The organism is Metallosphaera tengchongensis, from assembly GCF_013343295.1.
GTDB lineage: Archaea > Thermoproteota > Thermoprotei_A > Sulfolobales > Sulfolobaceae > Metallosphaera > Metallosphaera tengchongensis.
On the sequence record NZ_CP049074.1, the window covers coordinates 1,947,792 to 1,969,684 of the forward strand.

Annotated in this window: 17 protein-coding genes and 1 CRISPR repeat array (1 of these 18 only partly in view); of the genes, 10 read left to right on the top strand and 7 right to left on the bottom strand. The window is 42.6% G+C overall.

The window, feature by feature from the left end:
- A CRISPR array of direct repeats spans positions 1 to 2,134; the repeat unit is 24 nt; unit sequence GTTGATCTTCCATAGAGTTGAAAG; it begins 8,016 nt to the left of the window's first position.
- A 205-nt stretch (positions 2,135 to 2,339) separates the two neighbouring features.
- Positions 2,340 to 2,507: a hypothetical protein gene (locus GWK48_RS10350; RefSeq protein WP_174632046.1), complete on the bottom strand. Its 168-nt coding sequence runs from the start codon at positions 2,505 to 2,507 to the stop codon at positions 2,340 to 2,342.
- A gap of 1,034 nt (positions 2,508 to 3,541) precedes the next feature.
- Between GWK48_RS10350 and GWK48_RS10355 the strand changes: the two genes are divergently transcribed.
- Complete coding sequence (locus tag GWK48_RS10355; RefSeq protein ID WP_217451752.1) at positions 3,542 to 3,841, top strand: hypothetical protein; 300 nt, start codon at positions 3,542 to 3,544, stop codon at positions 3,839 to 3,841.
- Positions 3,842 to 4,600: 759 nt separating this feature from the next.
- Here GWK48_RS10355 and GWK48_RS10360 read toward each other — a convergent pair.
- Both GWK48_RS10360 and GWK48_RS10365 read right to left on the bottom strand, forming a co-directional pair.
- The gene (locus GWK48_RS10360; protein ID WP_246263808.1) at positions 4,601 to 5,137 is read right to left on the bottom strand and encodes a hypothetical protein; all 537 of its coding nucleotides are present in this window, start codon (positions 5,135 to 5,137) and stop codon (positions 4,601 to 4,603) included.
- Between the two features lie 514 nt (positions 5,138 to 5,651).
- Entirely contained in the window at positions 5,652 to 5,942 is a 291-nt protein-coding gene (locus GWK48_RS10365) for a hypothetical protein (protein WP_174632050.1), read from the bottom strand.
- Between the two features lie 83 nt (positions 5,943 to 6,025).
- Here GWK48_RS10365 and GWK48_RS10370 point away from each other — a divergent pair, with 83 nt between their 5' ends.
- The 9 genes from GWK48_RS10370 (at position 6,026) to GWK48_RS10410 (ending at position 15,909) form a co-directional block, all read left to right on the top strand.
- A complete protein-coding gene (locus GWK48_RS10370; RefSeq protein WP_174632052.1) occupies positions 6,026 to 6,844 on the top strand; it encodes an RAMP superfamily CRISPR-associated protein in 819 nt (272 codons plus the stop codon).
- Positions 6,845 to 7,280: 436 nt separating this feature from the next.
- Positions 7,281 to 7,958: a hypothetical protein gene (locus GWK48_RS10375; protein WP_174632054.1), complete on the top strand. Its 678-nt coding sequence runs from the start codon at positions 7,281 to 7,283 to the stop codon at positions 7,956 to 7,958.
- 15 nt (positions 7,959 to 7,973) lie between these two features.
- Entirely contained in the window at positions 7,974 to 8,963 is a 990-nt protein-coding gene (locus GWK48_RS10380; protein ID WP_174632056.1) for a hypothetical protein, read from the top strand.
- Complete coding sequence (locus GWK48_RS10385) at positions 8,914 to 10,032, top strand: RAMP superfamily CRISPR-associated protein (protein ID WP_174632058.1); 1,119 nt, start codon at positions 8,914 to 8,916, stop codon at positions 10,030 to 10,032. The genes GWK48_RS10380 and GWK48_RS10385 overlap by 50 nt, the downstream gene beginning before the upstream one ends.
- A complete protein-coding gene (locus GWK48_RS10390) occupies positions 10,029 to 10,211 on the top strand; it encodes a hypothetical protein (RefSeq protein ID WP_174632060.1) in 183 nt (60 codons plus the stop codon). Before GWK48_RS10385 ends, GWK48_RS10390 begins: the two co-directional genes overlap by 4 nt.
- On the top strand, positions 10,212 to 11,261 hold the full coding sequence (locus GWK48_RS10395) for an RAMP superfamily CRISPR-associated protein (RefSeq protein WP_174632062.1): 1,050 nt from the start codon (positions 10,212 to 10,214) through the stop codon (positions 11,259 to 11,261).
- Positions 11,233 to 12,975 carry a hypothetical protein gene (locus GWK48_RS10400; RefSeq protein WP_174632063.1) on the top strand — a complete coding sequence of 581 codons (1,743 nt, stop codon included), beginning with the start codon at positions 11,233 to 11,235 and terminating at the stop codon, positions 12,973 to 12,975. Before GWK48_RS10395 ends, GWK48_RS10400 begins: the two co-directional genes overlap by 29 nt.
- Before the next feature lie 5 nt (positions 12,976 to 12,980).
- Complete coding sequence (locus tag GWK48_RS10405; protein WP_174632065.1) at positions 12,981 to 14,258, top strand: hypothetical protein; 1,278 nt, start codon at positions 12,981 to 12,983, stop codon at positions 14,256 to 14,258.
- A 4-nt stretch (positions 14,259 to 14,262) separates the two neighbouring features.
- Positions 14,263 to 15,909, top strand: coding sequence for a hypothetical protein (locus tag GWK48_RS10410; RefSeq protein WP_174632067.1), 1,647 nt, complete (start codon positions 14,263 to 14,265; stop codon positions 15,907 to 15,909).
- Between the two features lie 319 nt (positions 15,910 to 16,228).
- Here the strand turns inward: GWK48_RS10410 and GWK48_RS10415 are convergent, their stop codons facing one another.
- The 4 genes from GWK48_RS10415 to GWK48_RS10430 all read right to left on the bottom strand — a co-directional run bounded on the left by GWK48_RS10415 (position 16,229) and on the right by GWK48_RS10430 (position 21,246).
- Positions 16,229 to 16,399, bottom strand: coding sequence for a hypothetical protein (locus tag GWK48_RS10415; protein WP_174632069.1), 171 nt, complete (start codon positions 16,397 to 16,399; stop codon positions 16,229 to 16,231).
- A gap of 84 nt (positions 16,400 to 16,483) precedes the next feature.
- Positions 16,484 to 16,666 carry a hypothetical protein gene (locus tag GWK48_RS10420; protein ID WP_174632071.1) on the bottom strand — a complete coding sequence of 61 codons (183 nt, stop codon included), beginning with the start codon at positions 16,664 to 16,666 and terminating at the stop codon, positions 16,484 to 16,486.
- Between the two features lie 1,226 nt (positions 16,667 to 17,892).
- Complete coding sequence (locus tag GWK48_RS10425; RefSeq protein WP_174632073.1) at positions 17,893 to 18,945, bottom strand: hypothetical protein; 1,053 nt, start codon at positions 18,943 to 18,945, stop codon at positions 17,893 to 17,895.
- 927 nt (positions 18,946 to 19,872) lie between these two features.
- Positions 19,873 to 21,246: a hypothetical protein gene (locus GWK48_RS10430; RefSeq protein WP_174632074.1), complete on the bottom strand. Its 1,374-nt coding sequence runs from the start codon at positions 21,244 to 21,246 to the stop codon at positions 19,873 to 19,875.
- Positions 21,247 to 21,893 lie beyond the last annotated feature (647 nt).

Genomic DNA, 21,893 nt, shown 5'->3' on the forward strand with positions numbered 1-21,893 from the left:
GATCTTCCATAGAGTTGAAAGTCCTCGTTTTCTACGATGCCCTTCAGCCTGTACAAGCCCTTGTTGATCTTCCATAGAGTTGAAAGCGGTATGTCCACGTCCTTGTTAAACGGATCCTTGGTGATGTAGTTGATCTTCCATAGAGTTGAAAGAACTCCACCTCATCTATTAACCCTGACTTATTCAAACTCTGTTGATCTTCCATAGAGTTGAAAGTTTCCTTTTAATTCTTGTCTGTCTTATAGAGTTGAAGTAGTTGATCTTCCATAGAGTTGAAAGTCCACGAATGTGATACCGTAAGTAATGCGGATGTCCTCTGTTGATCTTCCATAGAGTTGAAAGCCTGCTGCTGTCCCACCAGCTGCAGTTTCCTCAACCACGAGTTGATCTTCCATAGAGTTGAAAGGATACAACAGCGAATAACGTAATAGATGCACTATTTGATCCAGTTGATCTTCCATAGAGTTGAAAGTTTTTTATTTTATCAAAACCAATGTCATAAAAATCCTGTTGATCTTCCATAGAGTTGAAAGCCAGCTCCTCCATTTGCTGTCTCTGTAATGTTTCCGATGTTGATCTTCCATAGAGTTGAAAGTTAGCGTCTAAAGGACTAGTGATAATTACGTTATTCACCGGGAGTTGATCTTCCATAGAGTTGAAAGATATAAGCTCCAATCAATATCAGCAACAGTCCGACCCACGTTGATCTTCCATAGAGTTGAAAGACAAACCCCTGAGGTGGGGGTAAACACCTTACACGAGTGGTTGATCTTCCATAGAGTTGAAAGTTTTTCATTACAATTATTGTCCATCCAGTCTTCCTTAGGTTGATCTTCCATAGAGTTGAAAGGCCCGAATAGACTGGAGGATAGGGTGGTCTTCTATAATCGTTGATCTTCCATAGAGTTGAAAGCGAATGTATGTAGTGTACTACGTATTTGTCATGAAGTAGGTTGATCTTCCATAGAGTTGAAAGGTCTCTTTAATCTTCTCTCTACATTCTTAAGAAAGTCATGTTGATCTTCCATAGAGTTGAAAGGCTTTCTGATTCTTCTCTCCATGCTTTTCAGAAAGTCATCCAGGTTGATCTTCCATAGAGTTGAAAGCTTGATATATCTGAAACTACTGTAGAAAATACTGCTTCTAAGTTGATCTTCCATAGAGTTGAAAGTTTACTTGAAAGATAGACCACAACCTTAGGTAGATATTAACCCGTTGATCTTCCATAGAGTTGAAAGCTTCCTCCACTCCCGACTGTGATTGATGCCGATGAACCTCCGTTGATCTTCCATAGAGTTGAAAGTTTAATGGCAGGTGCCCTGCATGTTAACATCACGTTGATCTTCCATAGAGTTGAAAGAGATGGGATGGAATATGTTTGCGATCGTACTACTTGCTTTGTTGATCTTCCATAGAGTTGAAAGCTTTCAAGAGGAGTATGATACAACGCGGTATGAGCCCAGTTGATCTTCCATAGAGTTGAAAGCTTCCTCCACTCCCGACTGTGATTGATGCCGATGAACCTCCGTTGATCTTCCATAGAGTTGAAAGTTTAATGGCAGGTGCCCAGAGAGCCCATTCTCCATTTTCTGTTGATCTTCCATAGAGTTGAAAGGGACTGGAAGAGGGTATTGTGCCTGCCAATGAAGATCCAGTTGATCTTCCATAGAGTTGAAAGTCTGGTATCGCATTTATTTGAATGACCAGTCTATTTAGTCCTTGTTGATCTTCCATAGAGTTGAAAGCACAAGCTGATCTACACTGTACGTAACACCCTCTACAAGGTTGATCTTCCATAGAGTTGAAAGATTTTATCTGCAGGCACACTATGCAACAGCCATACAGCAGTTGATCTTCCATAGAGTTGAAAGCATTAATGGTTCTGAGAGCTCTCTAAACTTGTTAGTGGTGGTTGATCTTCCATAGAGTTGAAAGCTTCTCCGTAAACTTGAAAATAACATACTGAGGAGGCTTTTTCGTTGATCTTCCATAGAGTTGAAAGACATTGAACGTTTGTATAGTTATACTGCTACCAGAGCTACTGTTGATCTTCCATAGAGTTGAAAGTTATACAAATTACCTAATAGGAAACTCTACTATTCTAATGAGCGTTGATCTTCCATAGAGTTGAAAGAAACATCACTTTGTAGGGTTTATCAGAGGAAGTCAACGTAGTTGATCTGTTTGAGGAGAGGTTTAAAAAAGAACAGGAGGTTGATCTTCCATAGAGTTGAAAAACGACTAGTACTGGTGGGAATACCGGTGAACGAAACGCAGGTTGATCCTCCAGTCACTGCTTAGGTACTTGGCAATGAAGGTTGGAAACAAAGTTGTCACACTCAGGTCCAACCTCCTTCTGCCCTGTCGATCATCTTCCACTCCTTCCTACTTTTAACTGTAGTCCCCATGACAGTACTCCTCACCACCCTGTAGTGCTCTTCATATTGGATGAACGTGACCGGGATTACCCTCCTCCTTGCCTCGAGTTCAAGGGAAAGGACGGTCACAGTGCAGGAGCAAACGCGGAAATGAGGCCCATCCGGGACAATGTGGGGCCCATAGTGGCTGGGTCACTCATAAGCCCGTACGGGCAGCCCGTAATGGAGTTCACACTCGGAAATACGCCAGTGTCCGTCTTCATACATCCAGGTTTGCTTTGAGTTCTCCTTCTTGATATCTCCCGCGGTCATAGTGGGTGTGGTCCCCTAAGCCACTAGGGTCAGGGAGAAGAGGGAAACTGTGGAAAGTTGGGCCTGGAGTGACGGGGTAAAGTCGTCAGACGGATTGAAAGGGTCTGGAATGGAGGCAGACCGACAAGGGCCACCTCCTCTTGGACCGCGAATGACCGTAAATAGGCGCTGGGAGTGGTATTGCTCAGTCATGGGCTACAGATTTACGTCGAGGGCCCGGTCCTATACGGGGAGGATCCTAAATGGACTTTTTCTGGTCACAGGGCGAGAACCCTCCCGCACTTTAGGCCGAGACGGATGGGACTTGAACGCACATCTCTACCCCCTGTTCTTGAGGGGGAGTTAGAGGGAGGACCGCTAGGGCTACATTTATGAGAACCAACATGGCCCTCTGCTCAGTATGTTTAAAAGGTGGGGGAAAGCCTCTCACCCCTTAGTTAAGAGATGACAGACCAAAAAGGTTGAAGGGACGTAGAATGAGACCCACCATACACTGAGACAGTGGTTCAACTTACCCTCCTAAGTGGCTCGCGGCTCCTCAGGGACACTATTGCAAGGATAAGGGGTTAAGTGACACTAAGCCCTGTAAGTACCCCATAATCCATAAGGTCTGGATAGCTAAACCCTAACCGTATAATTTCAGGGACCTCGCCAATATGGGGGTTTGGGTTTCGTCGGTCTCATGTAACTTGATATTAATTTTCAACCCTTGACACGTGAGTCGAGTGGGTTTTCCTTCATCCTACTCAGCCCCATTTACGGGGTAACCCAGACCCATTGGATGGAGTTGAAAACAGATCGTGGACTGTTTAGCCTCCTTTGGAGGGGAGATCGGTTATATGTGTAGGAGCGTGAGGAATAAGGGTGTCAACGCTCGAGTGATTAATAAGTACGTTCAAGCTTACCTCGGGGATAGAGAGAGTGATATACTGATCTCTCATATTCGAAGAGGAGCTAAGGTTAGTGGATTTGGAGTGATAACTGACGTTGAATTAGACGCTTTGAGGAAATATGTCTGCAGTGGTCAAACTACAGGGCTTTATCCGTTGAGGATAGGGATTAAGGTATTTTGGCTATACAGTGGCGTAACTAGTTTTTGTAAGGGCTACACTAGGTGGGAATGGGTAACGGAGAGGGGAAGGGGTGGTTAACCGTAAGTCCCTTTACCGGTGAGAGTGGTGTGCGTTGAGCGTTTTAATGGGAGGAAAATTAGACCCTTTGTTAAGGACTTTATATTGGGGATGGAAAGGGGGATTGGAAATACATTATCCTTCTATGATGGTCTAAGGGGGATCCTAGCTAGGGTTTAAGTTATGTAGGTAAGCTGAACTGATAGAGATTATGGGATAGCTTACCAATCCTCAAAATGTAGTATAAAGGGTCTTATTTACCCTAGTAATGGCTACAGGACGTCCTTGGAAGGCAAGTCAGACCTGTGTATGGTGAGGGTTAAAGCTCAAGGCAGTGTTGACGCAGACCGAGGGCTAGATCTAGTTGCACTTATGACCCGTGCACTACGTCCGTAACCTGTTTAGCCCGCCCTTCCCTGGGTGGTCCACCTCTAACCTATTCTTGAGGGTTTCCATGACGCGGAGGGGTTCAGAGACCTGTCTAACTACGGTCTCTCGTGGTGTGGGCTTTCCTCTTACCCTCTCCCTTGCTGTCCTGTTAAACCTTAGCCTACAGAGCTACGTCTTGACGGTTTTCACGTGCCCTGGATAGCGTATCCCTTTTCTTTAGCTCTACTGTCTACCGGACGCCCTTGAAAGTGTTAATCCTAAGGACTGAAGGTAGTTTAACGCCTCATCTGTTAAGTCAGAGCTCAGATTAGAAAGGGAAGGAATACTAGCCCATAGAGAGTGGAGCAGGCCAGAGAACTAGAACGACGGTCTCATTGACCGTCAGCCCCGTCAGACTTTTAGGGCCATAAGACCTTTGAGTGACCCTATCACTCCCTTGACCTCTCCCAAAAACCTCCCCGTCTCCTCAATCCTCCTATATTTGTACGTGACGATCAAGACGTAAGCGTCCCTTAACGCGGGGTACGGGAGCACCCTTATAGACGAGTTCTCGTCGGTCACATCAAAACCGCTTAACTCCTTACCGAGTACCTTACAGTCCAGCTTCAGTCTGCCCCTCAACAAGGTCTCTGAGCTCAGCTCAACGAAGTCGATTTCCCCTAGTCTAAACTCTTTAGTTATCTCCTTGAAGTCGTCGACTGCTTTAACGACGTGGTCCAGAGAAGGGGCTGAGAAGCTCATGACTCCTGAACTGTTGTTAAACTCTAGGACTACATTGTCCTTGACCCCCGTGAAATTGCCTATTAGGACAGACCCTGGGACAGGGGTGGGTAAGTTTTGGAGTGGGACAGTGTAGCCATTGCTCTGTACCGTACCAATGATATCTCTCAAGTCCAATACGTAAGGGTAAGAGAACCTTACGGTCAACCGACTGACCTCCTCCAGCCCCAAAGGGTTCCGTTAAGTCTAAAGTTTTCCCCTTTACTACCTCGTTTGACGATACGAGGAAGAAATAGTTTTCTCAATACGTTAACGATTTCCTTTTTACCTAGTTTCATTACTTTTGAAGCACCGTTAACGTCACTGTAGTTACTTGTAATACCTTTTTAAACATTGTTAATTCTAAGTCACAAGTTAAGCTTCTGCTTTTTAGTTTCTGCGTACAGATGAAATTTATTTAATACTCTTCATCCTCGCCGTGCGAGTATTTACCTCATTTTTTAAGCACTGTAACGTATAGCTTTCATTGTAACCTATGGTCAATACCCAGTTTCTATAACATTAAAAGTCTTTTAAAGTATAAGGGCGTGCACAAGGTAGAATTTTAAGTTGAACGGTCAGTTATATTTATTTGGAACAAGTTCAAATGAAAAACTGTAGAAACTTATCTACACCATGAGCATAAACAAAATGACTGAATATACAAATTATTTTCTTTACTTTACCCATTCGTTTTTCTTTTAAATTCCATATAACCTATCAGTACAGCGGGTGCATGAAGTAATCCATTTTTAGAGCTTTTACATACGATATCGTGAATGCCATCCGGCATATTTATTTCGCTAGATATTTTATTTGCAGAAACATAAATATTATCAGGCTGGTTTATTGTGTTTACATTAACTAGGTAAAGTAACTTTAACTTATTCTTGTCTCTTTCCTTGTCGAAGACAAGTTCGTCAATATCTTTGGAATTCTCAACCTCTCTTAGAAAATCCAGATAAGACTTCATTATTTTAAATCTGAACTCGGTCCAAATAAATTTTTCTATATATCATCATGATTTATATACCTCTCTTAACAATTCATCTTAGCTTGGAGCAAATCCCATTTAAGCAAATCCATCGGGTTAAGTTAACTATAAAAACGAGTTTGAATTATGAAGAAATAAGTACGTCTAAAGCAATAATAGAGCCGTTGATCCTAGTAAGTCGAGATAATTATGTAACTGAACTTTACGAATACTTTCAGTCCGCCACTCTACGAGATGAGTTTTCTAAACATTATAGAATTGTTCTTAGGGAGATTGGAAGCGATGGTAAATTAATTATTTCTATACCTGGAAGTTCTATTAAAGGTCTATTTAGGTTCGCGTTGGATAAAATGCACTATCTGCCGAATAGAACGAAAATGGAAAATATTACTAAGAATGATAAAAATTCATCGCTACCTTGTATAGAGTATTTTAAAAAAATATGCAAGGATAACGGAGAGTGCAGGAAAATCTCGTGCTTCAAATCAAATGAAATTCTAGATAGACTTCCTGCACGAAGCCAAGATTTATGCTTGGCATGTAGGTTATTTGGCACCACTGGGCTGAAATCTGTTTTAAGTTTTAAGGATGCTCATAGCGATTCATCTGGAGTACACTGTAGAGAAAGAGAAATAAAGTATATTCCGGGAAATATTACTTTTAGAGGTGATATAATAATAAGTTATACTCCGGTCCAAGCAATGTTGATAAGAAATCTGTTAAAAGAAATGGAGATTAATGATGATGTTTATACTTTTGTAAAGAATTTATTAGATTGTCTGTCCAGTTATATAAGTAAATATATGGCTCTAGGACAGAAAAAGAATAAAGGTTACGGTAAAATTGAGGTGGAAATTTCTGAACAAAGAAACAATGTATAGCTTTGTTTTTTATCAATTCTAACAGAAAACCGGATCCTTATGAAGGATCCCTATGAAGATCTAGACTTTATTAAACAGTAAGAGCGATCACAGTGATTTAACACCTGCTATTGTTCCCAGGATCGAGACAATTTTGCGTTATAAATTTATTCGTCATTAATATACTTCAATTCGCGGTACATGATCCCCAGGAGATTCTATACGAAAATATAACGAAGAATGGGAAAGCATGAATAAGGGATTAGAAAGTGTTATAAATATCCATACATGTATAAAATTAGACGTGATATAGAGACGAATGTTTATGTAACGATAGATTAAGGTGATACACGAGCGTTTTTAGTCCATGGCCTATGAGGACCAATAAGATATTTTTTATAAGTTGTATACTAAGTGTAAATTAAAGCTTATATATTACTAAAGCTAGATTAAGTATATGAGTGCTCCAAATTCTAACGAAATGTATATTTTTCTACCGATTTTAGATAAATATTCTATTAAAATAGATACGGAGAATAATATAAATAAAATAGTCTATGTTGACTCACGAGATAATAGAAATAAATATGATTACCTGAACCTAAATAACCGAGAACTGTTAGAGCGTAATGATGATATATCTACTCAAATTGAACTAAAAACAAATGGAAGAAACATATCGGTAAACAAAATATATAATATCTATACACTATTTTCAGTAGCTGTCGATATTAATCAGAATAATATAATATTAGCACAAACTTTTGATCCTTGTCATTTTGTGAGAGGTATAGTAGTGAGGGTGCAAAAACTGCAACAACAGAGTCAAGGAACGAGTGAACGCCAGCCTAGTATCTATGAAATACCTATAGGTGCCTTCTATGTTATTAACAAGGACTTTTACAGAGTTCAGAACGACGTGAGAGTTTCTGTACCTCTCTATATAGGCACTAAACCTTCAAACAAAGCAATACTACACTCGCTTGACGAAGATATGCTAAACAAAGTGTTTGACCAAGGTACTCTGCTTAACAAGCTCCAAAGCCTTGGATATATAAAACCAAGGGAACAAAGAGACTTGCAGAGAGTTACTTTAGGTTACAATAAACAATCCTTCAGGTATTTTAAGGTTTAGTAATAGGTGGAAAATTTGTACTCATTTTTGCTCAGGGACGTTACATTAAATTCAATGGTCTCTTCACGGTACTCTATAACCAATTATTATAAGGCGTTAGACTATTTTCCCTCCACCACGATCTATGGCCTAACGGTCCGTTCAACCACATATCCACCTTCAAATTCTATTGATGATGTGATAGACGCTGTTAGGGACAAGATTGAGGAAAAAGGAGAGAAATTTCGAGCACTTCCTGCGGTCCCAGCTATAGTATCGGACTCTAATAATTACTTAGATTTAGCAGTAGTTAAAGGTCCTAGATTGCAGGGGAGGACTTATCATAAGAACTACTATAGGCTGATAGATGTGATAAACAACACTTATACACCAATTAACTATGCCCCTACTATTATGGAATATAGCAGGGTTGGCATAGCGATGGATAGGGTTAGAGGAGGTTCACAAAAAGGCTTTTTATATATTATGAATGAAAAAAAGCTGTCTGGCAACCTGATCTTTGGGGTTGAGGGGATTACATTAGGAGAGGCTGAGCAAGTACTTAATGGGATTAAGACATTTGGTCTAGGGAGGAAAAAACACTTAAGGTTTAACGTTAATAGCGCCTATCTTATACCTTCGAGGTTTGACCTCCCAGATGAAACGGTAAATAGGTTTGGAATCTTTGCTATATCGAATCTTCATTACGGCATAATAAAGGGAATAATGAGCAGGTTTAACTGTAGGTTAACTTATGCGTATATGGAGCCCATATATCCTTATATTTATTTAGAGATAATAAATCATTTCGTGAGGGTAAAGGTTAATGGTGTTGAAGGCCCTTTCTTTTCTAAAGGTTCGATTTTAATTCTCGAATGTAAGGACAAGGTAAGTTTAAAAGAAATATATGACTATAAAGGGGAGGTTGAATGTTTAATTACCCCCGCGATTAAAGAGAAGGAGGTGAAAGAGATCTGTGAGCATAAGTTCAGATCTTCAGTCTCATACGTACCGATTAAGGCTTAAAACTAGGACCCACGTTGGCGGCGGTCCACAAGCAAGGCCTTCAATTATAGACCTCAAAGTGTGGAGGGCGAGGACTGGTAACGGTGAGGACAAGTTGGCTATCCCTTCTTCGACCATAAAAGGTGTTATGAGGACTAGGTTCGAAAACGAGGTAAGGAGAAAGACATTTGAAGCAATTAAGAAGTCCTATGGTTCACTTGAAGACTTTTTATATTGCTTTTTAAAACAATTCACGGCTAACGTTATGAACTATTCTATAGACTCCTTGAAAGAGGATCTAAAGAAGGTTATACCAAAGAACAATAGACTGTATTCCGGTTATTATGGCTTGGGTACAGAGCTACCGTCATTTTTAGATCTGCATGATGAAGAACTTTCAGCTCTAGTCTCAGTCTCAGTGTATGATTTCTTCCCCATCATTTGTGACCCGACTAGCCAGCTGAGTTGTTTGAGTGATAAAGATCTCTTAGGTATATCTGAAAACGAGATGACGATGTTTACACTGTTGCTACAGATAGCCTTAGCAAAGAAGTTGCCGTTTTCGTCAGAGACTTGCACTTCTTGCGAAATATTCGGAGCCAACGGGTTAATATCTGCTATAAAGGTCTCAGACTTTATAGCCATAACTAATATACCCGTTATTCCGGTCCAGGCTAGAATAAGCGTGGATAGACTTATGAGGGCTGTATCACAAGCGAAGCTGTTTTCTGCCGAGTACATACCCGAGGATATAGAGTTTAAGGGTAGAATCGAATTAATGAGAAGAGTTCCATATTTAAGTCAGCTGGACTCTATTTTAGACAATTTAGCTAATCTAATACAGAGAGTGGGGAGGTGGGAGTCATTGGGTTTTGGAGAGGTTGAGGTTTTAGATGTCATGAACAGAGATGATCGTTTTATAATACATGTAATTAGGTCTTACATAGACTACTATAAGCAAAATTTTGAGAATTCGGTGAAAAAGGTAAATTTTATTCTCGAAGGTGAAAATAGGGACAAAATAATAAATGCTATGAATTTAGGAAAGAGCATAATTGAAAAAATAGAGGAGGGGTTAGGGAGGTCATGAACAAATTCTATAGCAATGGACTTTTGAGGAGGATTAAGAAATTTAAAGACGAGGAGAGGGAAAGGATCGTTCTTTCAGAAGTACTAGGTTACAATATTTTGTCCTTAGAGGACATCCCTATTAGGGAAGACGAAACGGTGATAAAAGTACTCTTATATCTCTCAAAATGGGTGGATTAGATGAAGTTAGACATAATAACTCCATATGATAGTGAGGTCAAGGTCTATAAGATAAAGTTTAAAAACTTGACAAACCTCTCAGTAGGAGGCGGGACTATTGAGTCAGCAATGTCACCTATCGATCTTCCTATAGCTAAAAGAGAGGCAGTCATTTCTCATACTGGCAATATCCTCTTACTACCTTATATACCCTCTTCGACTCTAAAAGGTGTCTTAAGGTCTAAGTATGAAGAGTATAATTTTGAACAGGGTGGAAATTCTTTAATCTCATTCAGGGAACTTCTTAGAATATTAAAGGACGTTACGGATCTGAAGTTCAATGATAAGTTAGAAATAAAGGAAAAAATAATCGATCCATTACTTCAAGACTTTCTGGAGTCTAGCTTATATGACGTTAATATAGAGAGTCTAGAAGTTACGGGTAGGGATGGGATTTCTGGGCTCATTGACTCTGTGTTAGACGGGGTGAGGATGCCAACTAACTGGTCTTCATGTATAAGTTACGTTGATGGACTTAAATGCGAATTCCCGATGCCCAGGTATAAGCTGAGTATATTAAAGTCTCTAGCAGTCGAAAAATATCCTTGTAAAGTGTGTAAATATTTCGGTGCGAGCGGTTATGAAGGAAGGATAATTGTATTTGACGCCTTGCCTGTATCTAAGTATTTAATAAATTCGTCAACACACAATGCTATAAATAGGTTTACTGGAGCTGCAGCAAATAAAAAACTCTATGACATAGAACATTTGGAACCTGGAACCACTTTCTTAACCTTTATAGTGGTGGAGACGAAAAATAAAGACGATGAGTTTATAGATTGGTTATCAAATAAATTGAAAAATAGTTACTTGATCATGGGGAAGAGAAGTACTATAGGTTACGGTGAGGTAACGATAGAGAGCGTCGAAGAAGTAAATGAGGAGGTGAACGCTGAGCAAGAACTAGAAAATAGCGCCCTGTTAACAAACCTACACAACGACCTAGTAGAAGCTGTGAACAAGTTCCTCAGAGGTAGATCAAATGGTCAAGGTAGCGATAGGGCTCAATAGACCTCACTTATTTATAGATTCGTCTATAAGGCTTCATGACCTTAGGGGAAGAAATTACATTCTAAATCACGCTCAGAGGTTGTTTCAGTTTTTAATAAAGAGTTATGCATTAGAACATGACTTAGGGGCTAAGATACTGAGGGTTGGAGGGGGAAGGAGTGAAGTTGAGATCTCACAAGTAGATACGGAACTATTTGAAGAACTTTTCTCTCTATCTAATAACTTAAATCAAATTCTCTTTCCGTCATATGTTGATATAGACGTTGGTAGTTCCACTCTAATAAAGGGGATCCCTAGTGTTTCCGCCAGCGCAGGGAAGGTTTGCGATATATGTAAGGCAAGGGATGATTACGACGTTTCAGGTAATGAGTTTTTATCTCAGATAAAGAGAGACGACCCGTTATGTGAAATCGATTTGATGCTGAGGGGAGTCGGAAGAGTTTTAAATAGCTCTGCAACTATGTCAATTTGGACCTTCCGTGAGAAGAATTGTAAGCCTTGTATTGATAACCAAAGTACGATGTTCGAGATAGACGATTTAAAGGTCTATTTAACTAGACGTGCGGAAAATCATGGAGATATAGCTGTAATCAATTATAAATCGATAACTAATTATTTAATAGGATATACAGTAACTAAGGCTAAAGAGCTCGTTAATCTAGTGCCAAAAGATGTAAATAGGGATAACGTAAGTGAGGTAATCAAGATAGTAAAGGCAAAAATTAGAGATCTCATAGGCAGTAATACAGCAGATCAGCTGTTTGATGCTTCTGAAGTACTGTATGGAGTTGACTTTGACTTCAATCCTTACGTTACGTATATAGACCCTTTGTGGGTAACGATAAATTTGAGAGGTAGGCGTTCTGAAGTTGGTCTTGACAGTATTGTCGAAAGTGGGAATTACGCTTACATAATCAGAGGTGATGGAGACCATTTTGGAGCATTTGTGGATTTAAATAAGTTTAAGGAGGCCTCTAAAGAAATAGGATTGCAAATCAATAATAGCAGCGAAGAGTGGACTATGGCTATTGAAGAAGAGCTCTACAAGTTTAAGACATTTTTGCCATTGTTTCTAGGTTCGCAATACGACGCGATTACGGTTTATTTAGGCGGCGATGAAAATTACATAATACTATCGAGCAGTGATCCAGTAGACTTATTAGAGATTGTATCAAGAATAAGGCAAGAAATACTAGACATAGGAGTTGGTGTCATTAAAAAATTAACAAATTACGATAACGTGGAAAGGATAAGGAAGTTCTTATTAGAGAGAAAAATTATGACCTTCTCTTCATCAGCTATAATAACTAAGGGGGACTTTCCAATATACCACATTAATGAAGTGCTTAATAGGTATATGGAATATGTTAAGGAGGAAGCGATTCCTTCAGAAAGGGACTCTCTTGCAGTCCTGTTTTTAACTAACCCTTCAATTAGGTATGAGGACAAGATATTAGTACTGAAGATGAGTTACGAAGGTAATGATATTCTGAGCGTAATACCACAGGTCGTGGGCAGGTACGGTTATAGCAACTTGAATACAGTATTACAAAACCTTTACGTGTGGTCGAGTGAGATAGGACAAGAGAAGACCGAGGAACTACTTTCCCTAGTCATAAATAATATTTTGAAAACGAAAATAAGTGAGGAATATGAAGGACACCTACTCGGTTTCTTAGACCTGATAGACTCCCTGCACAAGGGAAGTAGGTGAACTTTATGGTATTGTGCGTAGAGCTAAAGGACAAAAATGGCTTGAATGAACTCTATAGGGCTTTGACCATAATAAGTAATTATAAAATATATGCCCCAGGTGAAGTAAGCGAGAGCGACAACGTTCGCGTCAAGTTCTGTCTTGAACCAATGATTATGAAATCACGAGGTTTTACACAAGTATCTTACATCCCCTACTTTTTGCATTATGATGGAACTCGATATATCCCTAAGCGCAAGCTTAACTTCTTATCTTATACTTTACTTTCTACCAACGGATATCCTGCAGCTTTCCCTCTAGTTTATTATAGTAAGGTTGATATGGACAACATAGTCCACGAGTCCTTAAAGTTCAAGAGCCAGCTGGTCGGTGAAGGTTATGAGATGAAACTGCAGTCTCCCTACTCTTTTATACCAGCATTCATAGGCATGACTAGATATGGACTCTTGTTAGATAGAGTAATTTTTCAAACTCAGCTACTTAGGGGGAGGTTAGAAACGACGAGCGATCTTAGATTTATACTTATCACCTATTTAATATCCATATTACAGTCAGTAGAGTATTTCATTCAGGGTTTCAAACCCATGATGCTCGAGAGGCATGTTGTAATGGGCGAGATATCTGAACAGATAAAGAAGCTGTTAGAAACTAAGGAGAATAGAGAAACGGAAGTTATAGGCGAGATAGAGAATGTTATAATGGATTTGGTAAACTCATACCAGGAGAGAAGTGTTGATTTTCAATACGTAAGGAGAATGATAAAGAATTGTTTTCAGAATGAGGATGAGAATAGCTCTGATATAATTCAATCTCTATCAGGGTATGTGTTAAAAAGCTTAAAATTGAAGAATGTAAAGTATACTAGGGAACTCTTGCTTACCTCAATTAAATTGATTTTAAACGTTCATGACTTCGTAAGGAGGACTGTAAGAAGAGAAGGCAAGATTAAAGACCTAGATAACGTAATAAATAACTTAGAGAACAGACATTCCCAAGCAGAAAAAAGATTAGTACTATTCGCTTCCGAGTCCTTTGGTCCTCATATCTTTTTGGGATTAAAATACGTGAACGGAAATAACGACAACCTGTTAAATAGACTAGTGAGCACCATCGAAAAAATTGAAGTGTATTACACTTACACTACTTTTCCAAACGTGCTAATGTTTGACAGCGTTATCAATGAAGAAGTTAATGGGATTCGTGACAAATTAGAATACTATAATATTAGCGGAATGAATGCGTATTACGTTGATTTCATTACAACTAGACTTACGAGGGAGTAATGACATGTCTGTGTCTATCGTTGAGATTTTTTCTCATCTTGTTAAAATAATTGAAAAAGAAAACTACCTAGAGTTAAGCTTCGAAGGAAGTTATCCAGATCTAGTATATACAATAGTTAATATCTTATATGAGTTGGATGCGCTGAGGATCTATAAGCAGAACGAAAAATACTCTCTAGAATTTTATGAGGAAGTTTCGACCCCCCATGAAGCATTAAACCTTTCCAATGGAAATGTAAAACAAGGTTTACATATGTTTTTTATAACAAGGCCAATAATTTATGAAGGAAATAGTATTGAAGAAAAAAATAGTATTGAAGAAAAAAATAGTATTGAAGAAAAAAATAGTATTGAAATAGGTAGCGGATCTCCTAAATTCTTTCAAGTTTCGAACAAGGAGAATAAATATCTCTTTCCTTCTCCCACCTTAGAATATGAGAATGAGATCCTAAAGGAGATTTCTTATTACATTAGGACTTTAGCACCTGAGTTGTTTTACTACACAAATTACCTTATAGGCAACATGGCCTTTATTACAAATAGTAACAAGGATTCTCCATTACTCTTCAAAGATGTTTTAGGTATAGGTGGTGAAGAAGGTAGCACAAGAAATGAGGAGAAGACTTGGGTTGAAGATCTAATAGACTATATTAAACATAAACAAGATAAAGAATTTGATCACGCGAAGTTGATCTCAGTCTTTTTACTCCTTATAATGTATAAGCATTTCCTTTTAACTAAAATCTTCGAAGGGACTAACCTAAGCGATAAAGGGAAGGACTTTTTTGATAAAGCTACTGAATTATATACATCGATATGCTCGAGCTGTTCATCTGAAAAAGATATACTTCACTTAATTAATAGTTCTTTAGCTGATTACGCGTTTGGCGACACAGATAGTTCTAAAGAAATTATGTTTCTGCTTTTCTTACAGCCTGGGGCCGAAAATTTACTAGAGAGCTTTTCGTACACAGTACAAGTATTTAAGAAAGAGTTAGACTCTCGTAACTATGGTAACCGTGATAGAAAATATAATGTGTACATAGTGAAGGATGAAAGAACGCCTTCAGAATTAATTGATAAAATGAAGCAAAAAATGAGTACCATGCCAGGTATAGATGTGGAAGACGTAGAATATAGAGATTTAGAGAGTAAATTAAAAGGAAACCAAGAAAGGCCAGTTATATACATAATGGTAAGAGACTATAATAAACAGAAATTTGTAAATTTTATTAAGAATTTTATAAAAGACTTTCCAGAGAATGAAAGGGACACGTTAGGAAAAAAGGTAAGGTTTGTATACGTACCCGAAAAGGTCATAACTAGAGAAAGGACTAAAGAGCATAAAGGGAGGGTTGCAGAACAAATCCCATATTCAGATTTTATAAAGAATCTTGCCGATAAAATATCAAACATAAACTGCGATGGGTCTGAAAGTTTAATAGTTAAACTAGCTGATCAAAATAAGGAAATACTATTTGATAAGCTGCAAGTAATAAGGTTTTATAAGGCACGTTTACGAGAGAGGGAAAGAATAATAGTGACCTTTAGTGGTCTATCAGCGGGCATCCAATCTACGATTTCGCTCTTACATTATCTTCCTGACAATGAAGATCAAGTTATATTTTTGGACCTTGAGGACTCAAGATAAGTATTGATGAGCCCCACTGTGCTAATGATTAAGGCGTCCATTTAAAGGCGGTTACGAGCTAACCTCCTTTCCTTATGGGTTCTCCACGTCGTTTCGGAGTCACATCTATGAGGGGCCGTCTAGAGGGAAGAGGGCCCCTCCCCTACTAGTTCATGATTGCGATGACGTCACGGTTCTCATGACCGCGGGGACTGTGGAGGTACCCATGGGCTGCTTCATCCATCTTTCTCCCGCATTTTGGACTTGAGGTGAAGGAGCAGTACGGGTCGACGTAGACTACCCCGAGACCGTGTTTTTAAGCTTGCGGTCCAGTCCAGAACTAGGGCCTACGGTACTGCATAAGATAAAGTCTATCCCTAAACTGTGCTGGTAACCTCTTCACCCTCTTTATGAGGTTGTTCGGGTCTTCGAGGAAGATGGCTAAGGGGTTGAGCGAACTGGCTATCTCAACTACCCACTTCCCTACCTTCCTAACTGAGTCCTCCAACACGTTCCTAGCCTTCCTATGATATGACCTTATCCTGTTTAAGACCGTGTCGTTCTCATTCCACCTCTTCTAATACTCCTGAGAGGACTAAGCTAGTGACCTGTAGTGGTGCCCCCCTATATGAGTCGGTGTCCTGACGTATTGTTTATCGTCTTTACCTACTACGACCTTAGCCATAGAAACGTAAAATGCGACGCCGTCCTTAACCTCTGATCCCTTCCGTTCCTTATGGAGGGTAACCTTTAGGTAAGCTTCACCCTTCCTAAACAATAACCTAACCTCCCTTAGTTCCTAGTCCGTGTACTCTGGTAGGTTCCTAGGGTATCCCTGGATCGTTAACTTACGGACTCCTGCTACCCTCGCGCTCCTCCTGCTGAAGTCGCCTGAGTACGGCCGTACTGGCGTTAACCAGAGAGACACGTTGCCTACGCTCGAGTACCTACCGCTTTTATGGTCGTTCAACCACAACTTGTACTTTGCGGTGGCATCCTGTAGCAGTCTATGGCAACCTTTGACGGCAGATTAAACTTCTGCCTTAGAGTCTCGTAAGTCCCTTGCGTCTTTCAACAACCAGTTTGGCCTATTTTCCCTTAGCTGTTCAAGGATATGACATGGATCTTTTTCATACCTTTCAATTAGGCTGAGCAGAGCGGAGGTAAGGGAAACCTTGAAACTGCGACCCTGGTTTCGGTTCCACTCCTATTACCCTCTCTGCCCATGGATATTGGTATAGAGGAAATGGGGTTCTATACCCTCTCTAATCCCCACCCTAGTGGGCGAGCCTTCCCCTACTTTTTAGACTTAATAGCCCCACTAAAACTACTGACGACGGCCAGGTAACGGCAGACCGTCCCTTCCCCTCTTTAACCCTATGAGTAGCAGTAGGCCTCCCCGGAGTTTTCGTTTAACCAGCACGCGTTGAGCATCACGTAAAGGGCGTAACGAGGAGGTACCCACATCACCTCCTCACCGCCCTTAAACCCCAGCGTCGCGGCGTCCTCAGAGGGTTAATGTCCCTTAGAACACGATTGTCCATCCTCTCAGCCTTAGCCTCACTTAGGATCTGTAACAGTGGGTCACCATACGTTCCAGCTAAGTTTTTTAGCGGTGATCTCTTGCACATCTACCCGCTGGTAGCCTTTCACCTCCTTCGCGCAGAACTCGTCAGAGCACATTATCTTTACAGGTAAGGTTAGGGAAGGGAAAGGTAATACTTATTACTGTTTGACAAGTCCTCGAGATGTGCAGGCCTCCACTCAACGACTTTCCCCCTTCTTTCTGGTAGGTCACCGGCAACTTCACCTCCCACATCTCGGTATTACCTCCACTACTCTACCTATTAGGATATCCAAATATTAAAGTAGTATCTATTAAAGTAGTATCGCCGTAGTCGACTTAGACGTTGGCGCCCACTATTTCTAATCATCTTGATGCCTCGTCTTGGAGACTTGGGCAAGGGCTTGCGAAGGTCCCGGGTCTAAGGAGGCGACCGACTCTCATTGGCAACTAACCCACACTTCCTTCAGGTCCTTCACCCTAGGTGGGGCTTTTACATCTAGATTTAAGTAGACGTTATCTTCGGTGTCGTAGCTAACGTGGAAGTGATCATGGTCATGATAGTTAAAGCCTATATTTACCCCTATCCAAGGTAGGCTTATTACGCTAAACCGATCATCTGCCTTGTGGATATCAATTGACCCCAGTATCCGGTTCTTAGACCCTAAATAATTGTAAAATCTAGAGTAACAGGGTAACCTTGAGTGCGTCAGGAGTATGGACTCCACAGAGAGTTCAAGGGCGAAAAGCGTCGAGAGGTCATGGAGTAGTATAAACTTTCTCTTTATCCTATCGAATAGGTTGTAGACCAAAGGCATGAGGTAAGGGCGTATAGCTAAGTTGACTGTTGGCTGAATTGCCAAGTTAAGAGGTGGCTGGACCGCCCAGTCTTCGAACCTTCTCCCCCTTATCAAGTCTATGGTCCTCACTATCTGGTATGCAGTCGCTCTAGCCTCGGCATCACACCTGTCTGAAGATCCGCAACCTTCAGCCCAGTGAAACCTCTCGTGAAGCATTATAGAGCTAGTGATAACGTACCTTACCGCCTTCTTTACGTTATTTAGTAACCTGTCCCACCGATATTTATCTTTTATTAATCCTGCCACTACTTCCTTAGTAAAAGCCCTACTCATGTCCGCCAATGTCAAGAGCACGATGGAGTTAGTAAGGCCGTCAATGTATTCATTTATCCTGTCAATGTTGTAAAAGATGTACCCAGCGTGCTCTCGTTCACTACAGCAAAAGATAGCCAGTCTCTCTAGGCACGCCTGACTGGGGTAATATATCGGGGACCTCCTCGCAGCCTCGATCACGTTCCTAAGCGTCCCTTGGACATCTAAGTCCAGGAAGTTCCTCTCATAAAAGGCTGCCTCTATCCTGCGTATGTTTATACCTGACCAGTCGTATACATCCTCCCACCTTACGCTCTCACTCACGTATTCAGAACAGTTGATATTACATCTGCCACACTCGTTACCTTGCATGTTTATCACAATGGTTAATTTCTTGGGGGACTTTTAACCCTTTCTTTAGCGTCAAATCTCTAGTGTCAAATCCAAGAGACCCTTTCTTATGAGGTCACGGACCCGTGAAATCCCCAGATCATCCGGGGGTCGTCTCTCGTCTCGTGATGAGAAGATGACCAGCCCTCACACCTCGGAGGGGACCGCTTTGACCTTCACTCCGACCCTCAAGTCGGGGACCGGATCCTGCCCCAATACACCTTTTGGCTGAGACCTCACGTCCGCTAAGGGCTGAGGCTTGCTGTGTAGCTGGACCTTTCGTCCGTCAGAGGGGCCAGTGTCGCGGGGTGGTTCAAGGTGACAAAGTTGGTCTAAACCGTAAAGGGTCAGGTTTCCTGGTACTCTTCACCCACTCGCCTTAGGGGTCTACACGTCCACGTAGCTCTGACGGTGACAGGTCCAGGACCGGGAGAGCGCCTTTAACCGATAAAACTTAGGCAGGCTATTCTCACGTTGACTCGTGGCGGAGTTGATCAACGTCTGGCGAGGGACTTAGTACCCGTGCGAGGAGAGCTAAGACGCGAGCTAACTACTCGGACTGGAGCTCCGCACTGGTCCAGCCAGATACGCGATGAAGAGGTGGAGACACCCCAGCAGGGTGAGGGGGCTAACGTGACAGTGGTAGATCAGCAGTAAAGGGCTGCTCGAGATGACCAGGTTTGCAGCATGGTACTCTCGGGACCTACGAGGAAAGCTCGAGGTTGAGCGGAGACCCCTAGACCGAGCAGACCTCCTGGGGAGTGGAGGGCTACCGCGTGGGTTTAAAAGGTAGGTCCGGAGGCCTCCTACCCGGTTGGAAGCTCAGGTATCGAGTCCTCACCTCACAAGGGCTAAAGGTCTACCGGTAAATGGTCGATGACGGGGGCTCACCGCGTCTCTTTCAAGTCCCAGCCTGGACTAACGGTGCCTCCTCTTGACCACAAAGTAGAACGCCAGGGAGGACACCCCCACGACGACGGCGAGGGCTATCACTGGCCCAAGGACGTTCTGAGCTGACGAGGTCCCACCCGACTCACTACCTGTACCCGGGGCAGAGGGGTGCGTCGCGTTACCCACCTGGAACACTTGGACTACAGTTGAGGAGCTCCCGAACCCGACAGCGTAGACGTACTCACCCGTGTACAGGGCCGTCACGTTACTCCCGGTGAAGTTGTAGACCCCAAGGGCGTGGCCCGACCCGTTCATGAGGACTAGGCTCACTCTGGGCCCTGACCCGACCCCCTCCACGCTGACGAAAGCTACACCACCAGCTTCCCCGCTCGATACTACCTGTCCCCTCAGGGAGGTCAGGTACCTGTAGCTGTGGTCGGTCAGGTTCAGGAAGAGGAGTCTAACCATGCTCAGGTCAGGGCTCTGTAGGTACAAGAGCGCACCTCCTCCCGTAGCATCTACCACACCGACAACCCCTCCAAGGGGCACCTCCATCAGGGTCTTCCCAGAAAGGGAGTCCAGGACCAATGTGGAGCTCCCGTTGCTCACGGCCAGGTAATCGCCAAAGGCCACCCCCGATAGGTACCCCTGGAAGTGCCGCTCCCAGAGGACGGAGGTCAAGTCCCCAGAGAGGAGGAAGGCGGTAAGGTTTTGGGGGGAGTAACCGCGCAGGTTGAGGGCACCTGGGACCTGGGGGAGGCGAAGCCCACCGGCGCTCCCGTTTAGGACAAGGAAGTCCTCCCCTACCTCCTGGAGCTGTATGAGGTTGTACACCGTGAAGTCCCCCCTGTCGGTGACCACTACGTACTTGGACACTGACGAACCAAGGGACGCGTTTGACCCTAGGGACTGGAAAGGTGAGGTAAGCACTACGTCATACCTTATGTAGACCACTTGGTCCCCGGTAGGGTAGGCGACGGTAGGTGAGCTAAAGGTCTGGTTCCTTACCACGCTCCCTCCAGAGACTACCAGGACGTCGCTGGAGTCCTCGAAGGCTGAGGTGTTGGGCAGGAGGATTGGCGCGAAGGTCAGGACGCTGACGTAGACTGAGGAGTTGTCGAATATTACCGGGTAGGCCCCGCTGAGGAGGGAGGCGTTTAGCACTGAGTAGTTCCCTGACGCGTTCACGTAGTAGAGCCCGAACTTGGAAGTGGCGAAGGAGGTGAGCCCGCTCCCCTGGACTGTGCACAGGAGGACCCCGTCTCCGTCCAGGAAGTACCTGGATGGGCTCCCGGGGAGGGTAAAAGTGTTCAACAGCTCAAGGGGTGTCTGGGAGTGCCCAACAAAACTTGTGACTAGGGAGAGGAGGAGCAAGGTTAGGAGGACGGTCCCCGTTTTCATGACAGAGGATAGGAGGACCATGTTTTAAATCTGCGTAATCCCTTTTGGAACTAGTCGGCTTGGAGCTGTCGCGTTGGAACTAGTCTGCCTGGATGTCTCGTGTAGCCCCTCCAGCCTAAGTTTAAGGGAGTCACCTGTGAGTGCTACGTATACCTTGGACTGTCCATACGTCTTTTCAGCCCTCCTAGGTGTACACCCGCACCTTGGTAGGACTCCTTCACGGTATAGGAATACAACAACTTAGATATGGACTTAATGGTCTCACAGAGACCGTATGCCGCGCCCAGGAGCGTCCCATTGAGTCGCAGACCCCTTGAGGGGCTCAATCTCAGTCAACCCTTGGTCAGACTAGCATCACGCATTATAAGCAGGTGTGTAAGTCGATAAGCTCCTCTGAGAAGTCCGAGGACTCCTCTAACCTCCAGATATTGGTTCTGAAGTAGCGTCGGACACCTCTACTAGTGAGGCACCACGTATAGACCACCGTATCTGCCCAGCGGTCGCTCTGACCTCTCTCGGTACACCTGACAGGCTACCTCAACGTAAAGGTAATACGCTCACTTCATAGCCTGACAAGGGAACTATCAGGGGTATCCGTACATTCCCTGTGCATTGACCACCGTGGGCTATCCTGAAAAAGGGTTTAC